Genomic DNA, 25,911 nt, shown 5'->3' with positions numbered 1-25,911 from the left:
AGAATGGCCCGCAAGGGTGGACAGGCAAAAAAAAACCACGTAAAAACACTTCCGAACAGTTTTTTGTCCCGCCTCGACTGTTCCACTCCCCCCACTGCCGCCCTGGCAGACCCCGCTAAAAAATCCGAATTTCCCGCCAACTGCGCACCACAATGGAGCGCAGCGGTACAGTTCGCCCCAAAATCGCCATTACAGTTCGCCAAAACAATTCGCTGACGCTATTTAATTCAGAGCAACTGTACCTGTATCAGCTGACCAAAAAGTCAGAAGATATGTTTCAACAACTTCCGTAACCCACTGCCCGCCACAAGCGGGAAGGACGAAAATCATGGAACGTACCCTCGGTTCCGCTACCGTCAGCAACATCCGCACTTCTTCTACCGCTCACCGTGGCCTGGTCGGCACCGTGCGCCTGTGGCAGCGCCGCATCGAGAGCCGCCGCCAACTGGCTCGCCTGGATTCCCGCCTGCTGGCCGACGCCGGCATCAGCGAATCCCAGCGCTACGCCGAGCTGAACAAGCCGTTCTGGAAGTAAGCGATACAGCTAAAAACTGTTATGGTCCGCAATCGCATTAGCGGACTGTACCGGTAGCCTGCAACGGGCCGCTCACTGCAAAGGAGCGGCCCGTGCCATTTCTGGCACCCCATCCTTGATCTTCATCACCAATTCCGGCCCACAACAGTTGGGCGCTAGGCAGGTGCAACAGTTCGTGCAACAGCTCGACTGTTCCTCCCGAATATCCCCTCCCTGCCCCTGCCGCGACCATCTCCTCAGCGCGAAGCTGTACTGCCCCTCAATAGGACTGGAGGCAGCCGACATGGAAAGGGCAATTCACAGCAGCACAGATCACCACCTGATCAAGCTGATTCCACGCCTGCAGGTACGGTTTGGACTGTGGCTGCGCAACACCCGCACCCGCCACCAACTCGCCCAGCTCGGCGAGCGGGAATTGGCCGACGCAGGGATCGACCGGTGCCAGCGTGAATCCGAGCTTTCGAAGCCTTTCTGGCGCTGACCGGCTGGTCGCTCGGGCGGGGCTCCGCTAGTCTGCGTGGTGTCGCGGCAGCTTTGGCCGCGCTGGTCTTTTCGACAGGAGTGTCCTCATGAACCGTCTGCGCCTGCTTACAGCCGCCGCCCTGCTTACCTGCGCCAGTGGCGCTTTCGCCACCAGTTTCATCGTCACCACCGATATGACGGTAGATGCCACCAAGGCGAGCTCCGATGGCACCACCAACGTCAGTAACTCCTTCAAGGACGACAAGATCGTGCTGGAGGCGCGTGACGATGCGGCCGCCTTCGTCGCCTCACGCGGAGAAGTCCGTGGCGCACACCTGGAAGCCGCTCTTCGCCACATCCGCAGCAAGCTGCCGACCTTGGCCGCCAACGACCTGCAACTGGCGCAGGCGATTCTCGTCATCTGACCCTTCCCGGGGTGCTCGGATGCGCCGGCAACGCCGGCCACCGAGCGTCCTGCGCTGGCTCTCGCCTGCGCATTCCGTTAGCCTTGGCGGCCGTGCTTTTCCGATTGCCAAAGCCCATGACGCGCCTCCCGCTTCTGCTGCTCACCGGCCTCTGTTTCGCTGCGCCCGCGCTGGCGTTCGATCAGACGACCATGTTCGGCGCCGGCAGCAGCTACGTGACCAGCAAGGTCACCAGCACGCCTTTCGAAAACAAGCTCCTCGGGGCCGCCCGCGATGACGCGGCAAGCTTCGTCGCCACGGATGGCCAGGTACGCGGAGTGCGCCTGGAACAGGCGTTGCGCTGGCTGCGCAAGCAGCATCCGACGCTGGCGGCGAACGATCGGGAACTGGCCGAAGCCATCCTTGCCCAATAAGTGATTAGGCAGCCGCCGCTGCCCTTTCGGAGTTTTCCCATGCGTCTTAGTGCCTTTTCCAAGAGCTCTCTTCTCGTCGGCCTGCTGCTCGCCGCTTGCGCTACCGGCGCCCAGGCTCACTCCGTCGTGCGCCTGTTCAACATCAGCACTAACGCCACCGGCCGCAGCCTGGACTTCACGTCCGACACCACCACCTCGATCCGTGACATGAAGATCGTCCGCGAAGCCCACGACGACGCAGCCAGCTTCGTAGCCAGCGACGGCGCGATCCGCGGTGCCCAGCTGGAAGCTGCGTTCAAGGCCGTGCGCGAGCGCATGCCCGAAGCCCGTGACGCTTCCGACCAGCAGCTCGCCGAAGCCATCCTCGCTCTGTGATCCCGCTAGGCCGCCGCTGGCTGGTGGCGCTGACCCTGTTCGTCGCCACCAGCTCCCAGGCCGCCTTGCGCCTGGAACTACGCGACGACGGCCTAGCCCCGGCGCAGCGCCAGGCCAGCCAGCAGTTGCTGGATGACGTCCAGCAGCTGCTCCCGGCGTCCTTCAAGGACGCCCTGGACCGCAACGTCACCATCGAATGGCGCGACGACCTGCCGGGCGACGGCATCGGCCAGGCCATGCGTCCGGGCGCCATCGCGCTCAGCCGCCGCTACCTTGGCGCCCTCACTGACGGCAGCGCAGCCACTCGCAAGACCGGCCGTAGCCACGGCACTCTTCGTCGCGAACTGCTCGCCACTGTGGTCCATGAGCTGACGCACCTGTACGACCGTGCGCGCCTCTGGAGCCCCGCCGATGCCACGCTGATCCGCCGCTGCACGCAGCAGCGCGAGACCATCGGCCGCATAGGCGAAGGCGCTGCCTGCCGCGGTCAGGCCGAACGCCGCTTCACCCTCTCCGACGACCCGCGCCTGCTCGACCTCGCCGGCTGGCCGCAAAGCGCCGGCAAGCACGGCCAGCGCGACGGCGAGAACCGTTTCCTGCTGCGCAGCCCGGACCGCTACGAGCTGAGCAACCCGCGCGAGTTCGTCGCGGTGAACATGGAGTACTTCGTCCTCGATCCGAGTTACGCCTGCCGTCGACCAGCGCTGTACCGCTATTACGCGGAGCGCTTCGGTGAGCGGCCACAGAAGTCGGATTGCTCGGCGCCGCTGGCGTACCTCAACGCCGGCCGCGACTTCGGCCGCCAGCCGCTGGGCCAGCTCGATCCGGAGCGTGTCTACGAGGTCGACTACCTGCTCGCCGAAGCCAATGACCAGTGGATGAGCCGCTGGGGCCACGCCATGTTGCGCCTGGTGGTCTGCGCCCCCGGACGGCCGCGCGGGCCGGACTGCCGGCTGGACCTGGACCAGCACCTGGTGCTGTCCTTCCGCGCCTTCGTCGGCGACCTGCAACTGTCCAGCTGGGACGGCCTGACCGGCTCCTATCCGTCGCGCCTGTTCGTCCTGCCGCTGTCCCAGGTGATCGAGGAATACACCAAGATCGAGCTGCGCAGCCTGGCCTCGGTGCCGCTCAAGCTCAGCCGCGAGCAGATCGACGAGCTGGTCCGGCGCGCCATGCAGGTGCACTGGAGCTACGACGGCAACTACTACTTCATCTCCAACAATTGCGCCGTGGAGTCGCTCAAGCTGCTGCGCAGTGGCGTCCCCGACGCGCGCCTGCAGGACCTCGACAGCATCACCCCCAACGGCCTGCTGCAGATCCTCGAGAACCGCGGCCTGGCGGATGCCAGCGTGCTCGACGATCCCAAGCGCGCGCTTCGCCTGGGCTATCGCTTCGACTCCTTCCGCGACCGCTACCAGGCGATGTTCGAGGTGCTGCGCCAGCACCTGGACGTCCCGCAGACGCGGGTCGAGGACTGGCTCGCCCTCCCCGCCAGCGAACGCCGCACTTGGTTCGCCAAGGCCGATCTTCGCGCCAGCGCCGCCCTGCTGCTGCTCGAACAGGCTTCGCTGCGCCGCCAGCTGCAATTGGCCCAGGACGAGCTCAAGCGCCTCTACCTCGGTCACCGTGACGATGCGAATGGCGATCCGAAACTCGTCGCCGCCGGCAAGACGCTGCAGCAGATCCTCGACGACAGCGGCTTCCTCAGCCAGCCGGCGGAGCTGCTCGACAGCGGCTACGGCCTGCCGCAGCCAGGCGAGTCCTCGCGCCTGCAGCAACAGACCCAGGAGCGCCAGGCGCGGCTACGTCAGCTGAGCAACAACCTGGACCAGGAAATCCGCGCCCTGCTCAGCCCCGAACGCCGCGACGAGCTGAAGGCGCTGGAAGACAACCTCAAGCAGCTCGGCGCGCACCTGCGCGAACTGCACAAGGCCGCGGGCGGCTTCGAGCTGCCTTGAGCCCCGTCTAAAGCTGCTCTTCCTGCTCCTCGGGCAAACCATCGTCCATGTGCAGCCAGGGCAGCCGGCTGTTCACCCAGATGTGCCTGCTTGGCGGCGCCGATTCCGGGTGGTCGAGGCTGCTGACCGTGACGTCCAGGGTCTCGGGCGTGCGGTCCGTCTCGAAGATCAGCTGGGCGCCGCACTGTGCGCAAAAGTAGCGGTGATTGCCGGGGCTGGAGTGATAGCAGGCCGGGCTGCCCTGTAGCCAGGCGAAGGCCGTGCGCGGAATGGTCGCCCAGGTCACCAGCGTGCCGCCGGTGGTGCGCCGGCAGATCGAGCAGTGGCAATGGGCGACGTCGTCCAGCGATGCTGTGAAGCTGTAGCGCAGCGCGCCGCAATGGCAGCCACCCTGGTGGGTCTGCGTCATCTCGAATCTCCTCAGTCGTATTCCGCGGCTTGGTGATCGCCGAGCAGGCGGCGTTGGCGGGGTGTGCAGGCGACCAGCACTTCGGGATTGAAGCGCCAGTCGAGATAAGGGGAGAACTTCTGCGCCACCATGCGCCGGCCATAGTGCACCTGCAGTAGGTAGCGCGTGCGCGGACTCAGGTTGCGGCTGCCGGAGTGCCAGAGTTCGCTGCGGAACAACAGGCAATCACCTGCCTGGCAAAGCACGGGTTCGGCCGTGCGGCCACACCAGCTTTCCTCGTCCGGCCAGGGAGCGTGTCCGGCGCGGTGACTGCCCGGGATCACCCGGGTCGGGCAAAGGTCCGCATCTATGTCGTCCAGGTAAATTTGCGCGGTGCAGAGGAACATCGGTAGCTCGAATCCACTGGCGAGCAATTCCGCCGGCAACGCCATGGGCAAGTAGTCCAGGTGCATCTCCGCGCCAATGAAGCCCGGGTGGCAGCGCCAGGCGGTCTGGCCGATCACGTGGCAATCCGCGCCGAGCGCCGCCTCGGCGATCTCGATCAGGCCCGGCGGATCGAGATACGGCAGCCAGCGCGGGGAGCGGTTGAACACGCATTTGTAGTGATCGACCAGGCCCTCGTAGTCCCAGTGGATCGGCTTCAGCGCGTCGATCAACGCGCGCACCTCGGCAACTTGCGCGGCATCCAGCAATCCACGCAGCGGGATGAAGCCGTCGTCGTGCAGGCCTCGCAGTGCTTCGCCGACGGGTAGGACCTCCTCAGCCATGGCATTTCTCCTATTCCGCAGGACGGCTGGATATCAATCGCCAGCATGCGCGGGTTGGATTGCCATCGGCAATCGGCGGCGCCTCTCCATTCCCACGACCTCTCGCTGCCGCCCTTTCCCAGCCGCATTCCGCGATGCGATCAATCCTTCCAAGTGCTTGATTCGTATACTTCTGTTATCGTTGTAAACTCTGTATATAGCGTAAACGGACTGTTCATAAATTGACCACCGTAATCTCCTTCCGTGCCGATGACACCCTGGCCGCAGCCCTGGATCAGCTGGCCCGCGCCACCCATCGGGACCGCCCGTACCACCTGCGCCAGGCCCTGGCGCAGTACCTGGAGCGCCAGGCCTGGCACGTCGCAGCCATCGACGAGGGGCTGGCCGACGCCAATGCCGGGCATCTGCTGGACCACGTGGAAATCGAACGCAAATGGGGGCTGGCATGAGCCTGCAGTGGACGCACAAGGCGGCCGCCGACCTGGACGGCCTGTACGACCACTACGTGGTGCTGGTCGGCCCGGAGAAGGCCCTCCGGGCGATCCAGGACATGGTCAGCCAGGTGAAGGCGCTGGCCGATCTCAGCCTGAGCAGTGTCGGCCAGCCGAGCGAAGTGCCCGGGGTGCGCGAATTGCTGCTCGAACGTTGGCCTTACCAAGCCGCGTACCGGGTAAAGGGCCGCGATGTACAAATTTTGCGCATCGATGCTGTGGAAAACTCGGGGTAAAAGTGGCCACACGGTTACAAGATATTTCAAAGTATTGACTTTGCTATTTTATACAAATTGCGATCAATTGAGCATTTCCAATTGAATTGATCTTTATGTGACCCGATAACTCATAAATGCATTTAGAGTGACCGAACGGTAACAAATAGTATTTCGAACCTGACGCTGCCGTTTACACCTTGGCGGAACTTCCCGAAAACCGGGAACTCAGTTCCGGCCGCCTACTGGCCACTTTTCCCGGCGCCTCCGCCACTTTTCCTTTTCGCGACCGACGACCATGTCCAAGAACCTCTCCCTTAGCGCCCTGGGCCTGAGCCTGCTGTTGCCCGCCGCCGGCGCACTCGCCTGGAACGGCAACGACGCCCAGCAGCAACAGCAATGGCAAGACCAGCAGCGGCAGCAGCAGGAACAACAGCGCCAATGGCAGGAGCAGCAGCGTCAGCAGCAGGAGCGCCAACGCCAGCAACAGGAGCAGCAGCGGCAACAGGCCGAGCAGCAACAAAGGCAGCAGGAAGAACGCCGGCGGCGGTTCGAGGAACAGCAGCGTCAGGAAGCCCTGCGGCGGCAACAGGAAGAGCAGCGCCGCTGGCAGGAAGAGCAACGCCGCCAGGCCGAGCAGCAGCGCCAATGGCAAGAGCAGCAACGGCGCGAGCACGAAGAGCGAGAACGGCAGTGGGAAGAGTCCCAGCGCCATCAACAGGAAGAGCGCCAGCGGCAATGGGAAGAAGCGCAGCGCCGGCACGAGGCCGAGCGCCGTCACTGGGCGACCGGGCAATACCTGCCGCCGGACTACCGTGAGCACCGCTATTACGTGGAAGACTGGCGGATGCACCAGCTACCGCCACCAGCCCGTGGTTCGCAGTGGATGGATGTGGATGGCAACTATCTGCTGATCGAGCTGGCCAGCGGGCTGATCCAGCAGATCATCGCCGGCCAGCGCTGAGGCTGGCCGGGCGGGGGGGGGGGTGCAGGTTCAGCGCCACTCGACCGGCAGCTGACCTTCCTTCCAGGCGAAGCGGTCGAGGTGGCTGACCACCACTTGCTGCAGGCGCGCCAGCGCTTCGCCGTCGGCGGCTTCGGCCTTGAGGTGCAGAGCCGCTGCATCGGCGTGCAGATAGCAGGTGCCGAAGTCGAAGCGCAGCACGCCGCGATCCTCGCTCAGCTCCACCGGCAGCTTGTGGGCGAAGTGGTTGCACAGGCGCTTCAGATAGCGGGCGCCATCGGGGGTCGTCACGTCAGCGTGGGACGTCAGCATTTTCTCTCTCCTTTTTCGGAAGTCGCATCCTAGACAGAAGCAATCCGCGCAAAAACCGGCTAATTTGCCTTTCACTGTTTAGCGGAGCTTCACAATGGACAACCTCAAGGGCATGGCCATCTTCGCCACCGTGGTCGCACGTGGCTCCATGGCAGCGGCCGCCGAAGCCCTTGGCATGACGCCCTCGGCGGTCAGCCAGCAGATCCGCAAGCTGGAGGCCCACGCCCAGGTCACGCTGCTGCACCGCACCACCCGCAAGCTCACCCTGACCGAAGCCGGCGCTGCCTTTTATCGTAGCTGCGCCGAGATGCTGGCCATCGCCGAGGAAGCCGAGCAGCGCCTGGGCGAGTGGCGGGAAGCGCCGGTTGGCGAGCTGCGTCTGGCCGCGCCGGTTGGCTTCTCCGGAAAGCTGATCACCGAGGCCCTCCGGCCGTTGCTGGAAAATCATCGGCAACTGCGCCTGCAACTGTTCTTCCACGACGAGCAGATCGACCTGATCGAGCAGCGCATCGACCTCGCCATCCGCGTCGGCAACCTGGCCGACTCCAGCCTGGTGGCGCGCCATCTCGCCGAATGGAACAACCTGGTCTGCGCGGCGCCGGTTTACTTGCGCCGCTGTGGCCCCATCGATCATCCGCAGCAGCTGCAGCAGGTCGACTGGCTGTCGCTAAACACCCGTGGCCAGGCCCATACGCTGCAATTCAACGGCCCGGACGAGGAGAGCTGCCGGCTGCGCCTGGAGCCCCGGGTCGCCGCCAACAGCATGATCGCCCTGCGCCAGTTCACCCTCGACGGCCTGGGCATTTCCCTGCAGCCGGAACCCGAAGTCCGCGAGGCGCTGGAGGAGGGCAGGCTGGTGCGCCTGCTGCCGCAGTGGACGTTGCCGAGCTTCGGCATCTACGCCGTCACGCCACGCCGCGATGCCCAGCCGGCCAAGGTCAAGGTGGCCATCGAGGCGCTGCGCCGGCACCTCGGCGGCATCGCGCCGGTGCAGCGGGAAACGGCTGTGCGCTCACGCCCGGCGTGAGAGGATGATGCGCTTTCCCTAGCCACCTGCCGGAGATTCACGCCATGGACCTGACCTGGAGCTGCAAGCATCACAGCGAACTGAGCAAGGAGGAGCTGTACGCGATCCTGCGCCTGCGCTGCGAGGTCTTCGTGGTCGAGCAGACCTGCCCCTACCAGGACATCGATGGCCAGGATCTCGCAGGCGACACCTGCCACCTCACCGCCCACGAAGGCGAGCAGATGCTGGCCTACCTGCGCCTGCTCGACCCGGAGACGCACAGCGGCGAAGTGGTGATCGGCCGTGTCATCACCGCTGCCGCCGGCCGCGGCCGCGGCCTTGGCCACCAATTGATGGAGCATGCCCTCGACGAGGCGGCCCGGCGTTGGCCGGGGCGGCCGGTCTACCTCTCGGCCCAGGCGCACCTGCAGGGCTACTACGGCCGCTACGGCTTCCAGGCCGAAGGCGACGTGTACCTGGAAGACGACATCCCGCACATCGACATGCGCCGCCCGGCCTGACCCGGCGCAACACCAAAGCCGCCGCCCCGCATCGCCGGGCCGGCGGCTTTTTCATGCACGCGAGATACCCGCGAAGACACGGGGTTCCGCTTGGAGCGAGCCTGCTCGCGAATCCACCCGGCACCCAAACAATTCGCGAGCAAGCTCGCTCCTACAAATGCAGCTCGTCCGATGGCACTCGCCTAGTCTCTCGACAAGCAAGAATGATCTTTATATTCTGCACAGCGAAACATGATTCCGTTAAACAACAAAATTACAACGGAGATTACGAGCATGTCCCAGGTGGTACGGGTCGAGCGCCAAGGCGACGTGGCCCTGATCAAAGTCGACAATCCCCCGGTCAACGCCCTGGGCCACGCGGTCCGCGACGGACTGCTGCGGGCCTTCCGCGAGGCCGAGGCGTATGCCGCTGTGCGCGCCGTGGTGCTCGTCTGCGAAGGCCGTACCTTCATGGCCGGCGCCGACATCAAGGAGTTCGGCAAGCCGCCGCAGGCGCCTTCGCTGCCGGAGGTGGTCGAGGCCATCGAAGCTTCGAGCAAGCCGAGCGTGGCCGTGATCCACGGCACCGCCCTGGGCGGCGGACTGGAAGTGGCGCTCGCCTGCCATTACCGCGTCGCCTTGGTCGATGCCCAGGTCGGCCTGCCGGAAGTGAAGATCGGCCTACTTCCCGGCGCCGGCGGCACCCAGCGTTTGCCACGCCTGGTGGGCGTCGAGAAAGCGCTGGAGATGATCGTCTCCGGCAACCCGGTGAAAGCGCCACAGGCCTTGGAGTACGGCATCCTCGACGCGATCGTCGAAGGCGACCTCGCCGAAGCCGGCCTGGCCTGCGCTCGTCGCCTGCTGGACGAAGCGCGCGGTCCTCGCCGCACCGGCGAGCGCCAAGTGCAAGGCGACGCCGCCCTGATCGCCGCCAAGCGCGCCGAAGTCGAGAAGCGCATGCCCGGCCTGTTCTCGCCGCTGCGCTGCGTCGAGGCGGTAGAAGCCGCCACGCAGTTGCCGTTGGCCGATGGACTGAAGCGCGAGCGCGAGCTGTTCCAGCAGTGCCTGGAATCGCCACAGCGCGCGGCACTCATCCATGCCTTCTTCGCCGAGCGCGAAGCCGCGAAGATCGCCGGCCTGCCGGCCGACACACCGGTACGCGAAGTACGCAGCGCAGCAGTGATCGGCGGCGGCACCATGGGCGTCGGCATCGCCCTGTGCTTCGCCAATGTCGGCATCCCGGTGAAGTTGCTGGAAATCGACCCGTCGGCCCTCGACGGCGCCCTGCAACGCGCTCGCGGCACCTGCCAGGCCAGCGTCGAGCGCGGCAGCCTCAGCGCCGAGGCCATGGAAAAACGCCTGGGCCTGATCCAGGGCGTGCTCGACTACGAAGCCCTGGCCGACGTCGACCTGGTGATCGAGGCCGTGTTCGAGAGCATGGAAGTGAAGCGCCAGGTCTTCGAGCGCCTGGATGCGGTGTGCAAGCCCGGCGCCATCCTCGCCAGCAATACCTCGTCGCTGGACCTCGACGAAATCGCCGCCTTCACCCAACGCCCGCAGGACGTGGTCGGCCTGCACTTCTTCAGCCCGGCCAACGTCATGCGGCTGCTCGAAGTGGTACGCGGCAAGGCCACCAGCGCCGAAGTGCTGGCCAGCGCCATGCAGATCGGCAAGCGCCTGAAGAAGATCGCCGTGGCGGTCGGCGTGTGCGACGGTTTCGTCGGCAACCGCATGATCTTCCAGTACGGTCGCCAGGCCGAGTTCCTGCTGGAGGAGGGCGCCAGCCCCGCGCAGGTGGACAAGGCGCTGCGCGACTTCGGCATGGCCATGGGCGCGCTGGCGGTACGCGACCTTTCCGGCCTCGACATCAGCCACGCGATCCGCGCGCGCCAGCGACCGAACCTCAAACCCGGCCAGACCCTGCCCACGGTGCTCGACCACCTGTACGCCGCCGGCATGCTCGGGCAGAAGACCGGAGCCGGTTTCTACCTGTATCCAGAAGGCTCGCGCACGCCGCAGGAGAACCCTGCGCTGCAGGCGATGCTGGAAGCGTCCGCCGCCGCGCGCGGCATCACCCGCCAGCCGGTGAGCGACGAGCACATCGTCGAGCGCTGCCTCTTCTCGCTGGTCAACGAAGCCGCGCGCATCCTCGACGAGGGCATCGCCCAGCGCGCCAGCGACGTCGACCTGATCTTCCTCAACGGCTATGGCTTCCCGGCCTGGCGTGGCGGCCCGCTGTTCCACGCCGACCGCCTTGGCCTGGACCACGTGCTGCAACGCATCCGCGAGTTCCACCAGCGCTTCGGCGCCTGGTGGGAACCGGCGCCGCTGCTCGAACGCCTGGTGGCCGAAGGCCGCCGCTTCGCTGATCTCTAAGGAGCCACCCATGGACATTCATTTCACCCCCGAAGAGCTGGCCTTCCGCGACGAAGTCCGCGCCTTCCTGAGCACCAAGCTGCCGCAGGACATCAGCACCAAGGTCCGCCTCGGCAAGCACCTGGGCAAGGCCGATCACCAGCGCTGGCAGCGCCTGCTCAACGAGCAGGGCTGGTACGCCACGCACTGGCCGGAGGAATTCGGCGGCACCGGCTGGAACGTCGTGCAGAAGCACATCTTCGAGGAGGAGTGCGCCGCCTTCGGTGCGCCACGCACCATCCCCTTCGGCGTCAACATGGTCGCCCCGGTGATCATCAAGTTCGGCACGCCCGAGCAGCAGGCGCACTTCCTGCCGCGCATCCTCGACGGCACCGACTGGTGGTGCCAGGGCTACTCCGAGCCGGGCGCCGGTTCCGACCTGGCCTCGCTGAAGACCCGCGCGGTGCGCGACGGCGACCACTACATCGTCAACGGCCAGAAGACCTGGACCACCCTCGGCCAGCACGCCGACTGGATCTTCTGCCTGGTCCGCACCGACCCGGAGGCCCAGCAGCAGCGCGGCATCAGCTTCCTGCTGATCGACATGCGGACCCCCGGCATCACGGTGCGGCCGATCATCACCCTGGACGGCGACCACGAGGTCAACGAGGTCTTCTTCGACAACGTGAAGGTGCCGGTGGAAAACCTGGTCGGCCGCGAGAACGAAGGCTGGACCTGCGCCAAGTACCTGCTCACCTACGAACGCACTGGCCTCGCCGGCATCGGCGCGTCCAAGGCGGTGCTCGCGCACCTCAAGCGCGTGGCCAGCCGCGAGCTGTGCGATGGCAAGCCGCTGCTGGAAGACCCGCTGTTCCGCGCCCAGGTGGCCGAGGTCGAAATGCAGCTGATGGCCATCGAGATGAGCACCCTGCGCATCCTCGCCGCTGCCCGCGAAGGCGGCGTGCCGGGTGCGGAAAGCTCGATCCTCAAGGTCAAGGGCACCGAGATCCGCCAGGCCATCAGTCACCTGCTGCGCAAGGTGCTCGGGCCTTATGCGCTGCCCTTCATCGAAGACGAATTCGACCTGGATAAGGGCGTCGAGCCGCTGCACGCCGACTACTCGACGGCGCCTGCCAGCCAGTACTTCAACCTGCGCAAGCTGTCGATCTTCGGCGGCTCCAACGAAATCCAGAAGAACATCGTCTCGAAGATGATTCTCGAGCTGTGAGGGCATGAGCATGGACTTCAAACTCAGCGAAGAGCAGCAAATGCTGCAGGACACCGCGGCGCGCCTGGTGCGCGACGAATACCCCTTCGACAAGCGCGAAGCTTTCAGCGAAAGCGCGCTGGGCTACAGCGCCGACTTCTGGCGCCAGCTCGGCGAGTTGGGGCTGACCTCGGTGTCCCTGCCCGAGGCCTACGGCGGCTTCGGCGGCGGCGTGGACAGCATGCTGGTGCTCACCGAACTGGGCCGCGGCCTGTGCCTGGAGCCCTACCTGCAATCGGTGGTGCACGCCGGCGGCCTGATCGCCCAGCTCGGCAGCGACGCGCAGAAGGACCACTGGCTGCCACGCATAGCCAGCGCGGAAGCGCAATTCGCCGTGGCCCTGGAAGAGCCGCAGAGCCATTACCAGCTGCACGACGTACAGACCCGCGCGGAAACCGCGGGCGCCGGTTGGAAGCTCAGCGGGCGCAAGGCGGTGGTGATCGGCGGGCAGAGCGCCACGGCGATCCTGGTGTCGGCACGCACCGCCGGAAATGCGCGGGACGAGCAGGGCATCGGCCTGTTCCTCGTCGATCCGGACCAGCCCGGCGTGCAGCGCCGCGCCTATCCGACCATCGACGGGCAGGGCGCCTGCGATCTGTTCCTCGACGGCGCGCTGGGTGAGGCGGTCGGTGTTCCTGGCGAAGCCCTGGCCGCGCTGCAATACCAGCAAGGGCGCGCCATCGCCGGCCAGTGCGCCGAGGCCCTGGGCAGCATGCAGGAAGCCTGCGACCTGACCCTCGACTACCTGAAGACGCGCAAGCAGTTCGGCGTGCCGATCGGCAAGTTCCAGGTGCTGCAGCACCGCATGGTCGACATGCGCAGCGAGCTGGAGCAGGCCACCAGCATGGCCATCCTCGCCGCCTGCGTGGCCGACCAGCCGGACAGCGCCGAACGCAGCCGCACCCTGGCGGCGGCCAAGTTCATCGTCACCCGCGCCGGGCGCTTCATCGCCGAGCAGGCGATCCAGCTGCACGGCGGCATCGGCATGACCTGGGAATACGTGCTCGCGCACCACGCCAAGCGCCTGGTGAGCTTCAGCCACCAGCTCGGCGACGACGACCACCACCTGAAGGCCTACGCGAAGCTGATGGAAGTCGCCTGACGGCAGAACCTGTAGGAGCGGATCTCATCCGCGAATCGCGCCGGGCATTCCGGTTATCGCAGACAAGGTCCGCTCCTACAGGAGCACTTCCGTGGATGTTGTAGGAGCGGCCCATGGCCGCGATTCGCGCGCATGGCGCGCTCCTACAAGGATCGATCAGGCACCGAGGCTCTCGATATTCCGCGCCAGCGCCGGGCATTCCGGTTATCGCGGACGAGGTCCGCTCCTACAGGAGCGCTTTCGTGGATGCTGTAGGAGCGGCCCATGGCCGCGAATCGCGCGCATGGCGCGCTCCTACAAGGACCGATCAGGCGCCAAGGCTCTCGATATCCCGCGCCAGCATCTCCAGCTCGTGGGCCAGCGAGCCCTTGAGGGTTTCCTCGCTGAGCTGGAAGGAGGGCGCGCCGCAGGTCAGCGCCATCAGCCCGCCGTCGGCCAGGCGCAGCGGTACGCCGGCGGCGCGGACGTTGCGGTCCCAATCGCCGAGAGACAGGCAGAAGCCGTTCTCACGGTATTCCTCGAAGGAACGCTCCAGCGAGGCGCGCAGCACCGACCAGTCGCCTTCGTGGCGGGCTTCCAGCGCCTGCAGCAGGTGTTCGCGCTCCTGCTCCGGGGTCGCCGCGAGATACGCGCGGCCGGCGGCTGTGGTCGCCAGCGGCAGGCGTACGCCGGCATCCATGCGCAGGGACGTCGCTTCCGGCGGACGGCAGTTCTCCACGTAGATCATCGACAGCCAGTCGCGGCAGGTCAGGCCCACGGTGGTGTTGGTGCGCTTGGCGAAGGCATCCATGTACGGCTTGGCCAGCTGGCGCACGCGCAGGTTCGACACGTAGGCGTAGCCGAGTGCGAGCACGCCGGAGTCGAGCTGGTACTTCTCGTGCTGCTGCGAGTAGGCGAGATAGCCGAGCTTCGTGAGCGTGTAGGTCATGCGCGACACGGTGGGCTTGGGCAGCCCGGTGATCCGCGCGATTTCCTGGTTGCCCAGCACCACCGAGCCATGGGTGAAGGCGCGCAGCACGTCGAGGCCGCGGGCCAGGGCCTCGACGAACTTGCGGTCCTTGGGCGTGCCGGTGTCTTCGATGTCGTCGCTCATGCTGCCTCGGCGGATGAAAAAGGGCGCCGGAGCCAGTTCCGGCGCGGGGCGAACGATAGCAGATCGACCCGGCGCAGACAGCAGCACGAGTGGTCATTGCACCACCAAAGCCTATCGCATAACATCGATTTCGACATTGTGTTTCGCAGAGTAAAACAATAATTCACTAGCGGAGGGCTGATCGTGCCCATCACTGCCGAAGGTTACGTCGCCAGGCAAATCGCCGAGCACGCCTACCAGAATGTCCACGACCTGCTGCGCGATGCCGCGCGCCAGCACCCCGAGCGACCGGCCTTCTCCTGCGGGCCGAGCAGCCTGAGCTTCGCCGAGCTGGAACGCCACTCCGACGCCTTCGCCCGCTACCTGCGCCACTGCGCCGGCCTCCAGGCGGGCGAGCGCCTGGCGCTGATGCTGCCCAATTCGCTGCAGTACCCGATCGCCGCCTTTGGCGCGCTCAAGGCCGGCCTGGTGCTGGTCAACACCAATCCGCAGTACACCGCCGGCGAGCTCACGCACCAGCTGCGCGACTCCGGCGCAGTGGCCATCCTGCTGCTCGACCGCCTGCTGCCGCTGCTGCGCAAGGTGCAGGGCGACAGCGCCGTGCGCCAGCTGCTGTTGACCTCGGTGGACGACATCGAGCAGCCGCAATACGCCTGCGACGAGCCCGACGCCACGCGCTTCATGCAGGCCCTGCGCCTGGGCGCCGAAGCGCCGCCGCTGGACGCCGAACCGGGCCTGGAGCGCCTTGCGCTGCTGCAATACACCGGCGGCACCACGGGCGTTTCCAAGGGCGCCATGCTGACCCACCACAGCCTTCTGGCCAACGTCATCCAGACCCTCGAACTGTTCATGCGCCCCGGCCTGCTCGACCCGGCCACCGACGTGCGCATCGCGCCTCTGCCGCTCTACCACATCATGGCCTTCGCCACGAACTGCCTGAGCTCGGTGGGCATGGGCCTGCACACGGTGGTGATCCGCGATGGGCGCAACCTCGACGAGATCATCGGCGCCATGCGCCGCTACCCGTTCAGCCTGCTCAGCGGGCTGAACAGCCTGTTCGTCGGGCTGATGAACCACCCGGACTTCACCAGCATCGATTTCAGCCACCTGAAGTGGGTCACCAGCGGCGGCGGGCCGCTCAACCTGGAAGTCGGCCGACGCTGGCAGGCGCTCACCGGCGCGCCCGTGCTGGAAGGCTTCGGCCTCACCGAGGCGTCGCCGGTGGTGTGCACCAACACCCGTCTGACGCCCTATCGCGAAGGCTTCGTCGGCGCGGCGCTGGTCGATACCGAGGTGCGCATCCTCGATGAGGAAGGCAACCCTTGCGCCGTGGACGAGCCCGGCGAGCTGTGCCTGCGCGGCCCGCAGGTGATGCTCGGCTACTGGCAGCGCCCGGAGGAAACCGCCCAGGTGCTCGACGCCGACGGTTGGCTGCGCACCGGCGATATCGCCCTGCAGGACGCCAACGGCCTGCTGAAGATCGTCGACCGCAAGAAGGACATGATCCTGGTCTCCGGTTTCAACGTCTTCCCCAACGAGGTGGAGGATGCCGCGATGCGCCACCCGGGCATCCGCGAGTGCCTCGCCATCGGCGTGCCGGACGCGCGCAAGGGCGAGGCGGTGAAGCTCTTCGTCAGCCTGCGCGACCCGGCGCTGGATGCCGCCGCGATCATCGCCCACTGCCGCGAACACCTGACCGGCTACAAGGTGCCCAGCCAGGTCGAGATCCTCGACGAGCTGCCCAAGAGTTCGGTGGGCAAGATGCTCCGCCGCGAACTGCGCGACCGCGAACGGCAACGGAGCGACGCCTCGTGAACTCAGCGACTAAGGTTGAGACAGGCCAGTCAGACGAGGGCGCCCTGCGCATGCCTTCCAGCTCCCTTCCCGCTTTCCAGCGCATCGGTGTGATCGGCGCCGGCGCCATGGGCCGCGGCATCGCCCAGCTGTTCGCCAGCGCCGGCGTGCCGGTGAAGCTCTACGACAGCCGCGCCGAGAGCATCCAGCAGGCGCTGGCGTTCAACCGCGAGCTGCTCGAGCGCGCCGCCTCCAAAGGCAAGATCGACGCCGACACGCTGGCCGCCACCCTGCATCGCCTGCAGCCGGCGCACAGCCTCGACGAGCTGGCCGGCTGCGACTTGCTGATCGAAGCCATTGTCGAGGACATCGACGCCAAGCAGGCATTGTTCGCCGAGCTGGAAGCACGCGTCAGCGATGACGCCGTGCTCGCCAGCAACACCTCGTCGCTGTCGGTCACCCGCATTGCCGCGCGTTGCCGCCGGCCGCAGCGGGTCGCCGGCTTCCACTTCTTCAACCCGGCGCCGCTGATGCGCATCGTCGAAGTGGTGCGCGGCCAACGCACCGACGACGCAGTGATTGCGCGCCTGTGCAGTCTTGCCGAGCAGGCCGGGCACTTCCCCGCGGTAAGCCCGGACAGCCCCGGCTTCATCGTCAATCACGCCGGCCGTGCCTACAGCACCGAGGCCCTGCGCATCCTCGGCGAGGGCATCGCCAGCGCCGCGCAGATCGACCGCATCCTGCGCGACGGCGCGGGCTTCCGCATGGGCCCGTTCGAGCTGTTCGACCTCACCGGGCTGGACGTTTCCCAGGCGGTGATGGAGTCGCTCTACCAGCAGTTCTACCAGGACCCGCGCTACCTGCCGTCGCCGCTCGCGGCGCAACGAGTCGCCGCCGGGCTGCTCGGTCGCAAGTCCGGCGAAGGCTTCTACCGCTACCAGGACGGCCAGCAACTGCGGGAGGAGGAGCCGCGCCCCTTGCCGGTAACGCTCGACCGGCCGTTCTGGCTCGACAGCCAGGACCCCGACCTGCGCCACCACGTCGGCCAGCTGCTGACCCAGGCCGGCGTGATCCTCGAAAGCGCCGAAGCTCCCTCGGCGCGCGCCATCTGCCTGGTCACCCCGCTGGGCGAAGACGCCAGCACGCGCATCGACGCCCTGGGCCTGCCGGCGGAGCGCAGTCTCGCGCTGGAGAGCTTCGGCGAGCTGGACAAGCGTCGCGTGCTGATGCGCCAGCCCGCCCTCGACCCGCAACTGGAAGCCCAGGCCCGCCAGGCGCTGGGCGCGGACGGCGTGCCAGTAGAAGTGATCAACGACTCGCCCGGCTTCATCACCCAGCGGGTGATCGCCAGCATCGTCAACCTCGGCTGCGAGATCGCCCAGCGCGGCATCGCCACGCCGGTCACGCTGGACCGCGCGGTGCAGCTCGCGCTCGGCTATCCGTTCGGCCCGCTGGCCTTCGGCGAGCACTACGGCGCGGCGCGCATCCTCACCATCCTCCAGGGCTTGCTGGCTTGCTACGGCGAGCCGCGCTACCGGCCCAGCCCCTGGCTGCGCCGCCGCGTGCAGCTCGACCTGCCGCTGCACGCCCCGGACGCCGCCGACTAGCCGGAACCGGCCAGGCGCGGCGGCGCCGCCTTGAGCGCCAGCTCCTCGGCGCGCAAGGCGCCCAACCGCGCCAGGCGCTGGGCGGAGGGTTGCGCGGCGAGGACGCTCGCGGCGCTGAAGAAGCGAGTCCAGTCGCCGCCAACCTGCCGGTACAGCGCGGCGAACGCCGGCACCCACTGGTCGTAGATGCCGAAAGGCGCCAGCGAAGCGTTGTTCAGCGGCGCATCGACCCAGGCGTCGTAGAGCCCCTTGCCCCCCCAGTGCAGGGACATCTGCAGGTGATAGTGGTCGCGCAGGCGCTGGAATTCGGCAGCCTTGCGCTCACGCAGCTGCTCGGGCGGCAGTCCGCTGGCATAGAGGTTCTGCAGACGCGCTCGGGTCTCCAGGACCAGCTCGGTCAGCACGTCGCGCTGTGCGCGGGCGACGTCGGCGCCCGCTGCCCGCCCATGCGCCGCCAGCCACTGGCGCAAGCCTTCCTGCTGCACGAAGTTGGCGAGCGACTCGTTGAAGGCGCTGTCGCCGGCCACGTACAGGCGCTGGTGGGTGAGCTCGTGGAAGATCAGCTCGGCCAGATGGCGGTCGTCGCTCAGCATGGTGCTGAGGATGGGTGCGTCGTTGTGGCCGGGAATCACGAAGGATTCGGAAGTGCCTATGTAGGTCTCCAGCCCCTGCTCGCGCAGCGCCGTCGCGGCTCGCTCGGCATCGCCGGGATGATAGAAACCCAGGTAGCCGATACAGCCGACCTCGGCGAAACAGCTGCGGTGCGGCTCGACGGAAAACTCGCTGGTGGCGAACAGGTTCCACATCGCGTAGTCGCGGTGCAGGTCGACGTAGGAGCGGTAGCTCGGGTTGTCCGGCAGGGCGAGTCGATGGCTGGCGAACTCGCGCGCGTCAGCCGCTGCAAGCAGCAGCTGGCGTGTGCGCGGATCGGTGCGAGGATCGGCGAGCACCGCGCTGAGCGGCTCGCGGTCCGCCTGCAGTTGCGTCTCTCCCTCACGCATTTGCTGCAGGTAGCTCTGGCCGGCGCAGGCCACCAGCAGCGGCAGGCCAAGGCAGAGCAGGGCACATCGGGATCCTCCCATGATGGCGCACCTCTGCCCGAGTAACCGGGGCCGGGCGGGTCCGAGATGGACCGAGGTTCGGGGCCCCGACTGCAATGGCCCCTGCAGGTAAAGCTAGCGCAGATTCAGAAGCTCACCGGCTGCCCGGACTTCAGCTGCTGGAGCTTCGCCTTGCGCTGTGCGGCGGGCAGGGCGCCGAGCTTTTCGACCCGCGCATAGAATGCCGGCCAATTGCCGCCGACTTGGCGCAGCAGCGTGGCGAAGGCGGGCACCCACTGGTCGTAGAGACCGAAGGGCAGCAGCTTGGCGTTGTTCATCGGGCCGTTGATCCAGGCGTCGTACGGACACTTGCCGCCCCACTCGCGCAGGCAGAGCGCGCGGTACTCGCTGCGCATGCGCTCGAACTCGGCGGCCTTGCCGGCGCGCTTGGCTTCATCCGACTGACTGCTGGCATAGAGCTTGTCGAGGCGCTCGCGGGTATCCAGCACCAGGCGGGTGAGGCCTTCGCGCTGACGCACGGCAAGTCCGTTTTCCGGCGGCAAACCACGGGAGGCGCGCCAGCGGCGGCCGCCTTCCTGCTCGACGAAGCTCGCATAGGACTCGTTGAAGGCGGTATCACCGGGCAGGTAGTAACGCTGGTGCGCCAACTCGTGGAAGATCGTCTCGGCAAGGCGCTGGTCGTCCCAGCGCAGCATGCTGCTGAGGATGGGATCGTCGAACCAGCCAAGGGTGGAGTAGGCCTCCACGCCGCCAACGTAGACGTCCCAGCCCTGCGCCTTCAGGCGCTTCGCTTCGCCCTGGGCGGCAGGCTCGCCGTAGTAGCCGCGATAAGCCACGCAGCCGGCGATGGGGAAGCAGTGGGTCAGCGGGTGCAGCGACAGCTCCGGCGTGGCGAAGACGTTCCACACCACATAGGGACGTTGGATGTCGCTGTACAGGCGATAGCTGTGGTTGTCCGGCAGGCCCAAGGTTGCACTGGCGAAGTCACGCGCCTGCTGGGACAGCGCCAGGCGCTCGCGCAGCCGGGCATCGCGGGACGGGTCGGCGACCACGTCGGCCACCGGCTCGCGGGCGCTCAACAGCTTGAGCTGGCCACTGCCCAACTGCGCGTAGTACTGCACGCTGGAGCAACCGCCCAGCAGGACGAAGGCCAGGCAGGGAACCCAGCGGGGCAATCGGCGGTCGAGTAACGCTATACGCAGGCGGGATGGCATGCGCGGCACCTTAGCACAGGCCCTCTGCGCCGCCCTACGACAAGACCCACAGGAGTGAACCCCATGCGCCCGCTGATTCTGGCAGGCGGCCTGCTCGCGCTGAGCGGCTGCTCGCTGATGCTGCCGAAACCGGACCCGAACCGCGCCTGGGTCGACCTCGACACTAACAGCCAGAGCGACCTGGCGGCCCTGGCGGTGGACGGCAAGCCGTGGTCCTCCTCGCGCTACTTCGAGGTCGACCCCGGCCAGCACGAGCTGCGCGTGCGCTTCCAGTTCCAGGTCCAGCCGGCCGATATCGGCGCCGCCAACGCCGTCTCCGAAAGCCTCTGGCGCGATTGCCAGCTGACCCTGAAGTACCACGACTTCGGCGCCGGCCAGCGCTATCGCCTGCGCACCGGCAGCGTCGGCTTCCATCCCTGGGCGCGGCTCTACGATAACGACGACAACGAACTCGCCAGCGGCCAGGCGGGGCGCTGCGAGAAGGCCTGATCGCGCGCACCGGGGCGATCACCAAGGGGTATGCTGAATGCATTACCCCTCACGAGCGCCGCTGTCATGCGCAAATCGTCGCTGCTGTTCCTGTTGCCGTTGCTCGGCGCCTGCGCCGGGCCGTTACCGAAACACGACCCGGGCATGGCCTGGGTCGAGCTCTACACCCAACCAGCCCACACCCTGCTCGCCCAGCGCCTCGACAACCAGGTGCTGCGCGATGGCCGCTATTTCCAGGTGCCGCCGGGCAAGCACGAGCTCGAAGTGCGCTACCAGTACGAAGTTCCCGGGGGCGGCGGAGGTGGGTTGGCGAACAGCGACAACACCATCGAGATCACCTGCCGCGTCTGGCTGACCTACGACGGCTTCGCCGCCGGCCAGCGCTATCGCCTGGAACTGCGCCCGCAGCTGCGCAAGGCGCTGGCGCTGCTGACCGACGCCAATGGCCAGGTGGTCGCCCGCACCAACTTCCAGGGGCGGCAGGACTGCCGCCTGTTCTGAGTCAGTCGTCGTTGCGCTGGTAGACGATCTTGCGGGTGCCACCTTCGCAACTGCCGACCACCATGTTGGGGTCCTTCACTTCGCTGTCGGTGACAATCTCCAGGGTGTAGGAGGTCACCCCGGCGGACTGGATCTTGGTCTCGATTTCCTTCCTGAGTTCCTCGCAGGGCTTGGTCTTCGCCTGCGCGACACTCGCGCAGGCCACGGCCAGCAACAGCACGGCGATCTTGCTCACGGTCATGGCATTCCCTCGTCAGCCCCACCACGGGGCGCTGCCTATCCTAACGACAGACCGCCCGGCGGCGACAGAGTGCCATCAAGGTGCGCCCTGGCAACGGGCAAAGAAAAACCGGGGCCCTCGCGGTACCCCGGTTTCGCTGCGCAAGCACCCTTCACTTGCGCGAGTAGACGATCTCCTTGCGCCCGCCGTCGCAGGTGCCGACCACCTTGGCCGAACCGGCGGCACCCTTGTCGACCACTTCCAGGCTGTACCCGGAAACGCCCTTGGCCTTGAGCTTGGCATCAATCTCAGACTTCAGTTCCTCGCACGGCTTCGCCGCCGCCAAGGCTTGTCCCCCAATGGCCAACAGACCCACGGCCAACAACCAGTTCTTCATGAAAACGCTCCCTCGTTCATTGCTTGCATGACGCCCCGCAGGGCATGGACCGGGTCGCCCCGGAATCTCGTCGGCCCGCGCCGATCAGCTGTCGGCGATCTTGAAGCCGATCTTCAGCGTTACCTGGTAGTGACCGACGGAACCGTTGACGATGTGCCCGCGCGTTTCCACCACCTCGAACCACTCCATGTTCTTCACCGATTTGTTCGCCTCGGCCAGCGCGTTGCCGATGGCGTCTTCGATGCTGGTGTGGGAGGAACCGACCAGTTCGATCTTCTTGTAGGTGTGATGGTTGGACATGGAGGCTCTCCTCTCTCAGGCAGGAATGCTCGCAAGGCGCGGGTACCTCCTTGGACAGTAGTAGAGCCCCCCGAAGGCGGCAAACCGCCCGCCTTCAGTCGTGAAACGCCGCACGCAGCCAGTCGGCCAGCTGCGCCGCGCGCGGGTCGGGCTGGCGCAGCGGGGTCCACAGGGTCAGCCGCGCCTTCGTCTCGACGAAGCCCCAGGGCGCCGCCAGACGGCCAGCCGCCAGGTCATCGGCGACCAGCGCCTGCGGGGCGATGGCCACGCCCAATCCAGCTACCGCCGCTTCCAGCAAGTAGTAGAGATGCTCAAAACCCTGGCCCAAGCGCAGCTTGCTTGCATCCAGGCCTTGAGTCGTCGCCCATTGCGGCCAAGCCTGCGGGCGCGAGGTGGTGTGCAGCAAGGGTTCGTCCAGCAAGGTCGCGGGGCCGGCCTGGCGCAGCTCGGCAAAGCGCGGATGGCGGGGGCTGAGCACAGGACCGATGCGCTCGACCGCCAGCTCGAAGACGCGCATGTCGGCCGGCCACGGCGGCTCGGCGAACAACAAGGTGGCGCCTACGCCGCCGCGCCGCGGGTCCAGCTCGCCTTCGCTGGCGGACAGCTGCAGGCGCAGCTCCGGCAGCTCGCGATTGAGTCGGTCCAGGCGCGGGATGAACCAGCGCGCCAGCAGGCTACCCGGGCAACCGAGGACGAAGGGACCTTCGCCGCCGCCCTGGCGCAGCTCGCCGCAGACCCGGCGCAGGCGCTCGAAGGCATCGGTGCTGGCCTCACCCAGGCGACGCCCTGCATCGGTGAGTTTTACGCCGCGCCCATCCTTGACGAGCAGACTCACCCCGAGCTGATCCTCGAGCAGTCGCAGCTGCCGGCTCACCGCGCCGTGGGTGACATGCAGTTCGTCGGCCGCGCGGCTCAAGCTGCCGAGGCGAGCCACGGCATCGAAGGCGCGCAGTGCGTTGAGCGGGGGAAGGTCACGGCTCATGGCGATTAACCTGTGAGTTTTCCTGACAAGTTGTGGCGATCTTATCGCTTTTCCGCCGGGGCCGGCAGCCGTATCCTGAGCCCATCCTGCAGGCCCGTTGCGCCTGCCCATGACACGACAGGAGCTTTCCCATGTCTTCACTGCGCACCGGCCCGGACGCCAAGGGCCTGTTCGGCAGCTTCGGCGGCCAGTACGTCGCCGAAACCCTGATGCCGCTGATCCACGACCTGGCCCGCGAATACGAGAAGGCCAAGGACGACCCGGCGTTCATCGAAGAGCTGGCCTACTTCCAGCGCGACTACGTCGGCCGCCCGAGCCCGCTGTATTTCGCCGAGCGCCTGACCGAGCACTTCGGCGGCGCGAAGATCTATCTGAAGCGCGAAGAGCTGAACCACACCGGCGCGCACAAGATCAACAACTGCATCGGCCAGATCCTCCTGGCCAAGCGCATGGGCAAGAAACGCATCATCGCCGAGACCGGCGCCGGCATGCACGGCGTGGCCACCGCCACCGTGGCCGCGCGCTTCGGCATGCAGTGCGTGGTCTACATGGGCACCACCGACATCGACCGCCAGCAGGCCAACGTCTTCCGCATGAAGCTGCTGGGCGCCGAGGTGATCCCGGTCACCGCCGGCACCGGCACCCTCAAGGACGCGATGAACGAAGCCCTGCGCGACTGGGTGACCAACGTCCACAACACCTTCTACCTGATTGGCACCGTGGCCGGCCCGCACCCGTACCCGGCGATGGTCCGCGACTTCCAGGCAGTGATCGGCAAGGAAACCCGCGAGCAGATGGCCGCGAAGGAAGGACGCCTGCCCGATTCGCTGGTCGCCTGCATCGGCGGTGGCTCCAACGCCATGGGCCTGTTCCACCCCTTCCTCGATGACCAGAGCGTGGAGATCATCGGCGTCGAAGCCGCCGGCCACGGCATCGAGACCGGCAAGCACGCGGCCAGCCTGAACGGCGGAGTCCCAGGTGTGCTGCACGGCAACCGCACCTTCCTGCTGCAGGACGAGGACGGCCAGATCATCGACGCGCACTCCATCTCCGCCGGCCTGGACTACCCCGGCATCGGCCCGGAACACGCCTGGTTGCACGACATCGGCCGCGTCCAGTACACCTCGATCACCGACCACGAGGCGCTGGAAGCCTTCCACACCTGCTGCCGCCTCGAAGGCATCATCCCGGCCCTGGAGTCGTCCCACGCCCTGGCCGAAGCCTTCAAGCGCGCGCCCACCCTGCCGAAGGACCACCTGATGGTGATCAACCTGTCCGGCCGCGGCGACAAGGACATGCAGACCGTAATGCACCACATGCAACAGGAGCAGAAAGCATGAGCCGCCTGCAGACCCGCTTCGCCGAACTGAAACAGCAGAACCGCGCCGCCCTGGTGACCTTCATCACCGCCGGCGACCCGGGCTACTCGACCTCGCTGGACATCCTCAAGGGCCTGCCCGAAGCCGGCGCCGACGTGATCGAGCTGGGCATGCCCTTCACCGACCCGATGGCCGACGGCCCGGCGATCCAGCTGGCCAACATCCGCGCCCTGGGCAACGGCCAGAACCTGGCCAAGACCCTGAAGATGGTCCGCGAATTCCGCGCCTCCAACAGCACCACCCCGCTGGTGCTGATGGGCTATTTCAACCCGATCCACTACTACGGCGTTGAGAAATTCATCGCCGACGCGAAGGAAGCCGGCGTCGACGGCCTGATCGTGGTCGACCTGCCGCCGGAACATAACGAAGACCTGTGCTTCCCGGCCCAGGCCGCCGGCATCGACTTCATCCGCCTGACCACCCCGACCACCGACGACAACCGCCTGCCGACCGTGCTCGAAGGCAGCTCGGGCTTCGTCTACTACGTCTCGGTGGCCGGCGTGACCGGCGCCGGTGCAGCGACCCTGGACCACGTCGAGGAAGCCGTGGCCCGCCTGCGCCGCCACACCGACCTGCCGGTATCCATCGGCTTCGGCATCCGCACCCCGGAGCACGCGGCGAGCATCGCCCGCCTGGCCGACGGCGTGGTGGTCGGCTCGGCCCTGGTGGACAAGATCGCCAACGCCGAAAGCTCCGCCGCCGCCGTACAAGGCGTGCTGGGCCTGTGCCGCGAACTGGCCGAAGGCGTGCGCAACGCGCGCTGAGCAGCTGGCCGAAAATGAGAAAGGCGGCGCCGATGCGCCGCCTTTTTCGTTTCTGCGCCTCGGGATTGACCCCGTGCGCACGGCTGGCAGGATAGGCCCTCCGTTCTTGATCGAAGTCTTCGCCCATGAAGCTGCACAGCGTCCACCACGTCGCCCTGATCTGCTCCGACTACCCGCGTTCCAAGCGCTTCTACAGCGAGATTCTCGGCCTGCGCATCGTCGCCGAGACGTACCGCGCCGCGCGCGACTCGTGGAAGCTCGACCTGGCCCTGGGTGATGTGCAGCTGGAGCTGTTCTCCTTCCCCGGCGCGCCTTCGCGGCCGTCGTATCCCGAGGCGCAGGGCCTGCGTCACCTGGCATTCGCGGTGGACGACCTGGAGTCGGCGGTGGCCGAGCTGGAAGGCCATGGCGTGCGCTGCGAGCCGATTCGCCTCGACGAACTGACCGGCAAGCGCTTTACCTTCTTCGCCGATCCGGACGATCTGCCGCTGGAGCTTTACGAGCGCTGAGGAATCTCTTCGTAGGAGCGAGCTTGCTCGCGAACCGCTTCGGCA

Annotated in this window: 31 protein-coding genes; 21 read left to right on the top strand and 10 right to left on the bottom strand. The window is 66.8% G+C overall.

The features are described from left to right. Positions 1–328: 328 nt before the first annotated feature. The 6 genes from PKB_RS00315 to PKB_RS00290 all read left to right on the top strand — a co-directional run bounded on the left by PKB_RS00315 (position 329) and on the right by PKB_RS00290 (position 4,168). Positions 329–535, top strand: a complete 207-nt coding sequence (locus PKB_RS00315; protein ID WP_043248058.1) for a DUF1127 domain-containing protein — start codon at positions 329–331, stop codon at positions 533–535. A gap of 283 nt (positions 536–818) precedes the next feature. Continuing rightward, the gene (locus tag PKB_RS29820) at positions 819–1,016 is read left to right on the top strand and encodes a DUF1127 domain-containing protein (RefSeq protein ID WP_043256762.1); all 198 of its coding nucleotides are present in this window, start codon (positions 819–821) and stop codon (positions 1,014–1,016) included. Positions 1,017–1,104: 88 nt separating this feature from the next. Then, entirely contained in the window at positions 1,105–1,422 is a 318-nt protein-coding gene (locus PKB_RS00305; RefSeq protein WP_043248056.1) for a DUF2388 domain-containing protein, read from the top strand. A gap of 116 nt (positions 1,423–1,538) precedes the next feature. Next, on the top strand, positions 1,539–1,835 hold the full coding sequence (locus tag PKB_RS00300; protein ID WP_043248055.1) for a DUF2388 domain-containing protein: 297 nt from the start codon (positions 1,539–1,541) through the stop codon (positions 1,833–1,835). 39 nt (positions 1,836–1,874) lie between these two features. After that, entirely contained in the window at positions 1,875–2,210 is a 336-nt protein-coding gene (locus PKB_RS00295) for a DUF2388 domain-containing protein (protein WP_043248053.1), read from the top strand. Then, positions 2,207–4,168, top strand: a complete 1,962-nt coding sequence (locus PKB_RS00290) for a DUF7844 domain-containing protein (RefSeq protein WP_043248051.1) — start codon at positions 2,207–2,209, stop codon at positions 4,166–4,168. The genes PKB_RS00295 and PKB_RS00290 overlap by 4 nt, the downstream gene beginning before the upstream one ends. 7 nt (positions 4,169–4,175) lie before the next feature. On the opposite strand, the gene PKB_RS00285 is transcribed toward PKB_RS00290, so the two are convergent. Both PKB_RS00285 and PKB_RS00280 read right to left on the bottom strand, forming a co-directional pair. After that, positions 4,176–4,577: a GFA family protein gene (locus tag PKB_RS00285; RefSeq protein ID WP_043248048.1), complete on the bottom strand. Its 402-nt coding sequence runs from the start codon at positions 4,575–4,577 to the stop codon at positions 4,176–4,178. Positions 4,578–4,588: 11 nt separating this feature from the next. Then, the gene (locus PKB_RS00280) at positions 4,589–5,344 is read right to left on the bottom strand and encodes a phytanoyl-CoA dioxygenase family protein (protein ID WP_043248047.1); all 756 of its coding nucleotides are present in this window, start codon (positions 5,342–5,344) and stop codon (positions 4,589–4,591) included. A gap of 221 nt (positions 5,345–5,565) precedes the next feature. On the opposite strand from PKB_RS00280, the gene PKB_RS00275 reads away from it, so the two are divergent. The 3 genes from PKB_RS00275 (at position 5,566) to PKB_RS00265 (ending at position 7,014) form a co-directional block, all read left to right on the top strand. Beyond that, entirely contained in the window at positions 5,566–5,793 is a 228-nt protein-coding gene (locus PKB_RS00275) for a CopG family ribbon-helix-helix protein (protein WP_043248045.1), read from the top strand. Further along, entirely contained in the window at positions 5,790–6,071 is a 282-nt protein-coding gene (locus PKB_RS00270) for a type II toxin-antitoxin system RelE/ParE family toxin (RefSeq protein WP_043248044.1), read from the top strand. The genes PKB_RS00275 and PKB_RS00270 overlap by 4 nt, the downstream gene beginning before the upstream one ends. A gap of 277 nt (positions 6,072–6,348) precedes the next feature. Then, positions 6,349–7,014: an RcnB family protein gene (locus PKB_RS00265; protein ID WP_043248043.1), complete on the top strand. Its 666-nt coding sequence runs from the start codon at positions 6,349–6,351 to the stop codon at positions 7,012–7,014. Between the two features lie 30 nt (positions 7,015–7,044). Here the strand turns inward: PKB_RS00265 and PKB_RS00260 are convergent, their stop codons facing one another. Continuing rightward, positions 7,045–7,326, bottom strand: coding sequence for a DUF2218 domain-containing protein (locus PKB_RS00260; RefSeq protein ID WP_043248042.1), 282 nt, complete (start codon positions 7,324–7,326; stop codon positions 7,045–7,047). A gap of 94 nt (positions 7,327–7,420) precedes the next feature. Between PKB_RS00260 and PKB_RS00255 the strand changes: the two genes are divergently transcribed. From PKB_RS00255 to PKB_RS00235, 5 genes are all read left to right on the top strand, one after another. After that, positions 7,421–8,353 carry a LysR family transcriptional regulator gene (locus tag PKB_RS00255; protein ID WP_043248041.1) on the top strand — a complete coding sequence of 311 codons (933 nt, stop codon included), beginning with the start codon at positions 7,421–7,423 and terminating at the stop codon, positions 8,351–8,353. A gap of 44 nt (positions 8,354–8,397) precedes the next feature. After that, positions 8,398–8,853, top strand: coding sequence for a GNAT family N-acetyltransferase (locus tag PKB_RS00250; protein WP_043248040.1), 456 nt, complete (start codon positions 8,398–8,400; stop codon positions 8,851–8,853). 273 nt (positions 8,854–9,126) lie between these two features. Beyond that, on the top strand, positions 9,127–11,208 hold the full coding sequence (locus PKB_RS00245; RefSeq protein WP_043248038.1) for a 3-hydroxyacyl-CoA dehydrogenase NAD-binding domain-containing protein: 2,082 nt from the start codon (positions 9,127–9,129) through the stop codon (positions 11,206–11,208). 10 nt (positions 11,209–11,218) lie between these two features. Then, positions 11,219–12,415, top strand: coding sequence for an acyl-CoA dehydrogenase family protein (locus PKB_RS00240; RefSeq protein WP_043248036.1), 1,197 nt, complete (start codon positions 11,219–11,221; stop codon positions 12,413–12,415). 10 nt (positions 12,416–12,425) lie between these two features. Then, positions 12,426–13,556 carry an acyl-CoA dehydrogenase family protein gene (locus PKB_RS00235; protein WP_043256760.1) on the top strand — a complete coding sequence of 377 codons (1,131 nt, stop codon included), beginning with the start codon at positions 12,426–12,428 and terminating at the stop codon, positions 13,554–13,556. Positions 13,557–13,863: 307 nt separating this feature from the next. On the opposite strand, the gene PKB_RS00230 is transcribed toward PKB_RS00235, so the two are convergent. Further along, complete coding sequence (locus PKB_RS00230) at positions 13,864–14,649, bottom strand: IclR family transcriptional regulator (RefSeq protein ID WP_043248034.1); 786 nt, start codon at positions 14,647–14,649, stop codon at positions 13,864–13,866. Positions 14,650–14,832: 183 nt separating this feature from the next. Between PKB_RS00230 and PKB_RS00225 the strand changes: the two genes are divergently transcribed. After that, positions 14,833–16,464, top strand: coding sequence for an AMP-binding protein (locus PKB_RS00225; protein ID WP_043248032.1), 1,632 nt, complete (start codon positions 14,833–14,835; stop codon positions 16,462–16,464). Positions 16,465–16,514: 50 nt separating this feature from the next. After that, positions 16,515–18,050, top strand: coding sequence for a 3-hydroxyacyl-CoA dehydrogenase (locus tag PKB_RS00220; RefSeq protein ID WP_043248030.1), 1,536 nt, complete (start codon positions 16,515–16,517; stop codon positions 18,048–18,050). Here the strand turns inward: PKB_RS00220 and PKB_RS00215 are convergent. Beyond that, a complete protein-coding gene (locus tag PKB_RS00215) occupies positions 18,047–19,132 on the bottom strand; it encodes an aminopeptidase (RefSeq protein WP_043248028.1) in 1,086 nt (361 codons plus the stop codon). The genes PKB_RS00220 and PKB_RS00215 overlap by 4 nt on opposite strands. 104 nt (positions 19,133–19,236) lie before the next feature. Beyond that, on the bottom strand, positions 19,237–20,325 hold the full coding sequence (locus PKB_RS00210; protein WP_052355131.1) for an aminopeptidase: 1,089 nt from the start codon (positions 20,323–20,325) through the stop codon (positions 19,237–19,239). A 63-nt stretch (positions 20,326–20,388) separates the two neighbouring features. Between PKB_RS00210 and PKB_RS00205 the strand changes: the two genes are divergently transcribed. Together PKB_RS00205 and PKB_RS00200 are read left to right on the top strand one after the other, a co-directional pair. Beyond that, positions 20,389–20,814 carry a PA0061/PA0062 family lipoprotein gene (locus PKB_RS00205; RefSeq protein ID WP_043248023.1) on the top strand — a complete coding sequence of 142 codons (426 nt, stop codon included), beginning with the start codon at positions 20,389–20,391 and terminating at the stop codon, positions 20,812–20,814. 66 nt (positions 20,815–20,880) lie between these two features. Next, positions 20,881–21,315, top strand: a complete 435-nt coding sequence (locus PKB_RS00200) for a PA0061/PA0062 family lipoprotein (protein ID WP_043248022.1) — start codon at positions 20,881–20,883, stop codon at positions 21,313–21,315. A 1-nt stretch (position 21,316) separates the two neighbouring features. On the opposite strand, the gene PKB_RS00195 is transcribed toward PKB_RS00200, so the two are convergent. The 4 genes from PKB_RS00195 to PKB_RS00180 all read right to left on the bottom strand — a co-directional run bounded on the left by PKB_RS00195 (position 21,317) and on the right by PKB_RS00180 (position 23,214). Further along, complete coding sequence (locus tag PKB_RS00195; RefSeq protein WP_156957964.1) at positions 21,317–21,556, bottom strand: DUF1161 domain-containing protein; 240 nt, start codon at positions 21,554–21,556, stop codon at positions 21,317–21,319. 151 nt (positions 21,557–21,707) lie between these two features. Next, positions 21,708–21,932 (bottom strand): DUF1161 domain-containing protein, encoded by a 225-nt coding sequence (locus PKB_RS00190; RefSeq protein WP_043248021.1) that lies wholly within the window; start codon positions 21,930–21,932, stop codon positions 21,708–21,710. Between the two features lie 84 nt (positions 21,933–22,016). Next, a complete protein-coding gene (locus tag PKB_RS00185; RefSeq protein WP_043248020.1) occupies positions 22,017–22,232 on the bottom strand; it encodes a dodecin in 216 nt (71 codons plus the stop codon). 94 nt (positions 22,233–22,326) lie between these two features. Beyond that, positions 22,327–23,214, bottom strand: coding sequence for a LysR family transcriptional regulator (locus tag PKB_RS00180; RefSeq protein WP_043248018.1), 888 nt, complete (start codon positions 23,212–23,214; stop codon positions 22,327–22,329). A 131-nt stretch (positions 23,215–23,345) separates the two neighbouring features. On the opposite strand from PKB_RS00180, the gene trpB reads away from it, so the two are divergent. From trpB to gloA2, 3 genes are all read left to right on the top strand, one after another. After that, on the top strand, positions 23,346–24,554 hold the full coding sequence (trpB, locus tag PKB_RS00175) for a tryptophan synthase subunit beta (RefSeq protein WP_043248017.1): 1,209 nt from the start codon (positions 23,346–23,348) through the stop codon (positions 24,552–24,554). Next, positions 24,551–25,357, top strand: coding sequence for a tryptophan synthase subunit alpha (gene trpA / locus PKB_RS00170; RefSeq protein ID WP_043248015.1), 807 nt, complete (start codon positions 24,551–24,553; stop codon positions 25,355–25,357). The genes trpB and trpA overlap by 4 nt, the downstream gene beginning before the upstream one ends. A 125-nt stretch (positions 25,358–25,482) precedes the next feature. Beyond that, positions 25,483–25,866: an SMU1112c/YaeR family gloxylase I-like metalloprotein gene (gloA2, locus tag PKB_RS00165; protein WP_043248013.1), complete on the top strand. Its 384-nt coding sequence runs from the start codon at positions 25,483–25,485 to the stop codon at positions 25,864–25,866. Positions 25,867–25,911: the final 45 nt, after the last annotated feature.

Origin of the sequence: Pseudomonas knackmussii B13, from assembly GCF_000689415.1 — a bacterium.
In the GTDB taxonomy this organism is placed as follows: Bacteria; Pseudomonadota; Gammaproteobacteria; order Pseudomonadales; family Pseudomonadaceae; genus Pseudomonas; species Pseudomonas knackmussii.
This window is presented reverse-complemented; position numbering and strand designations above follow the sequence as displayed.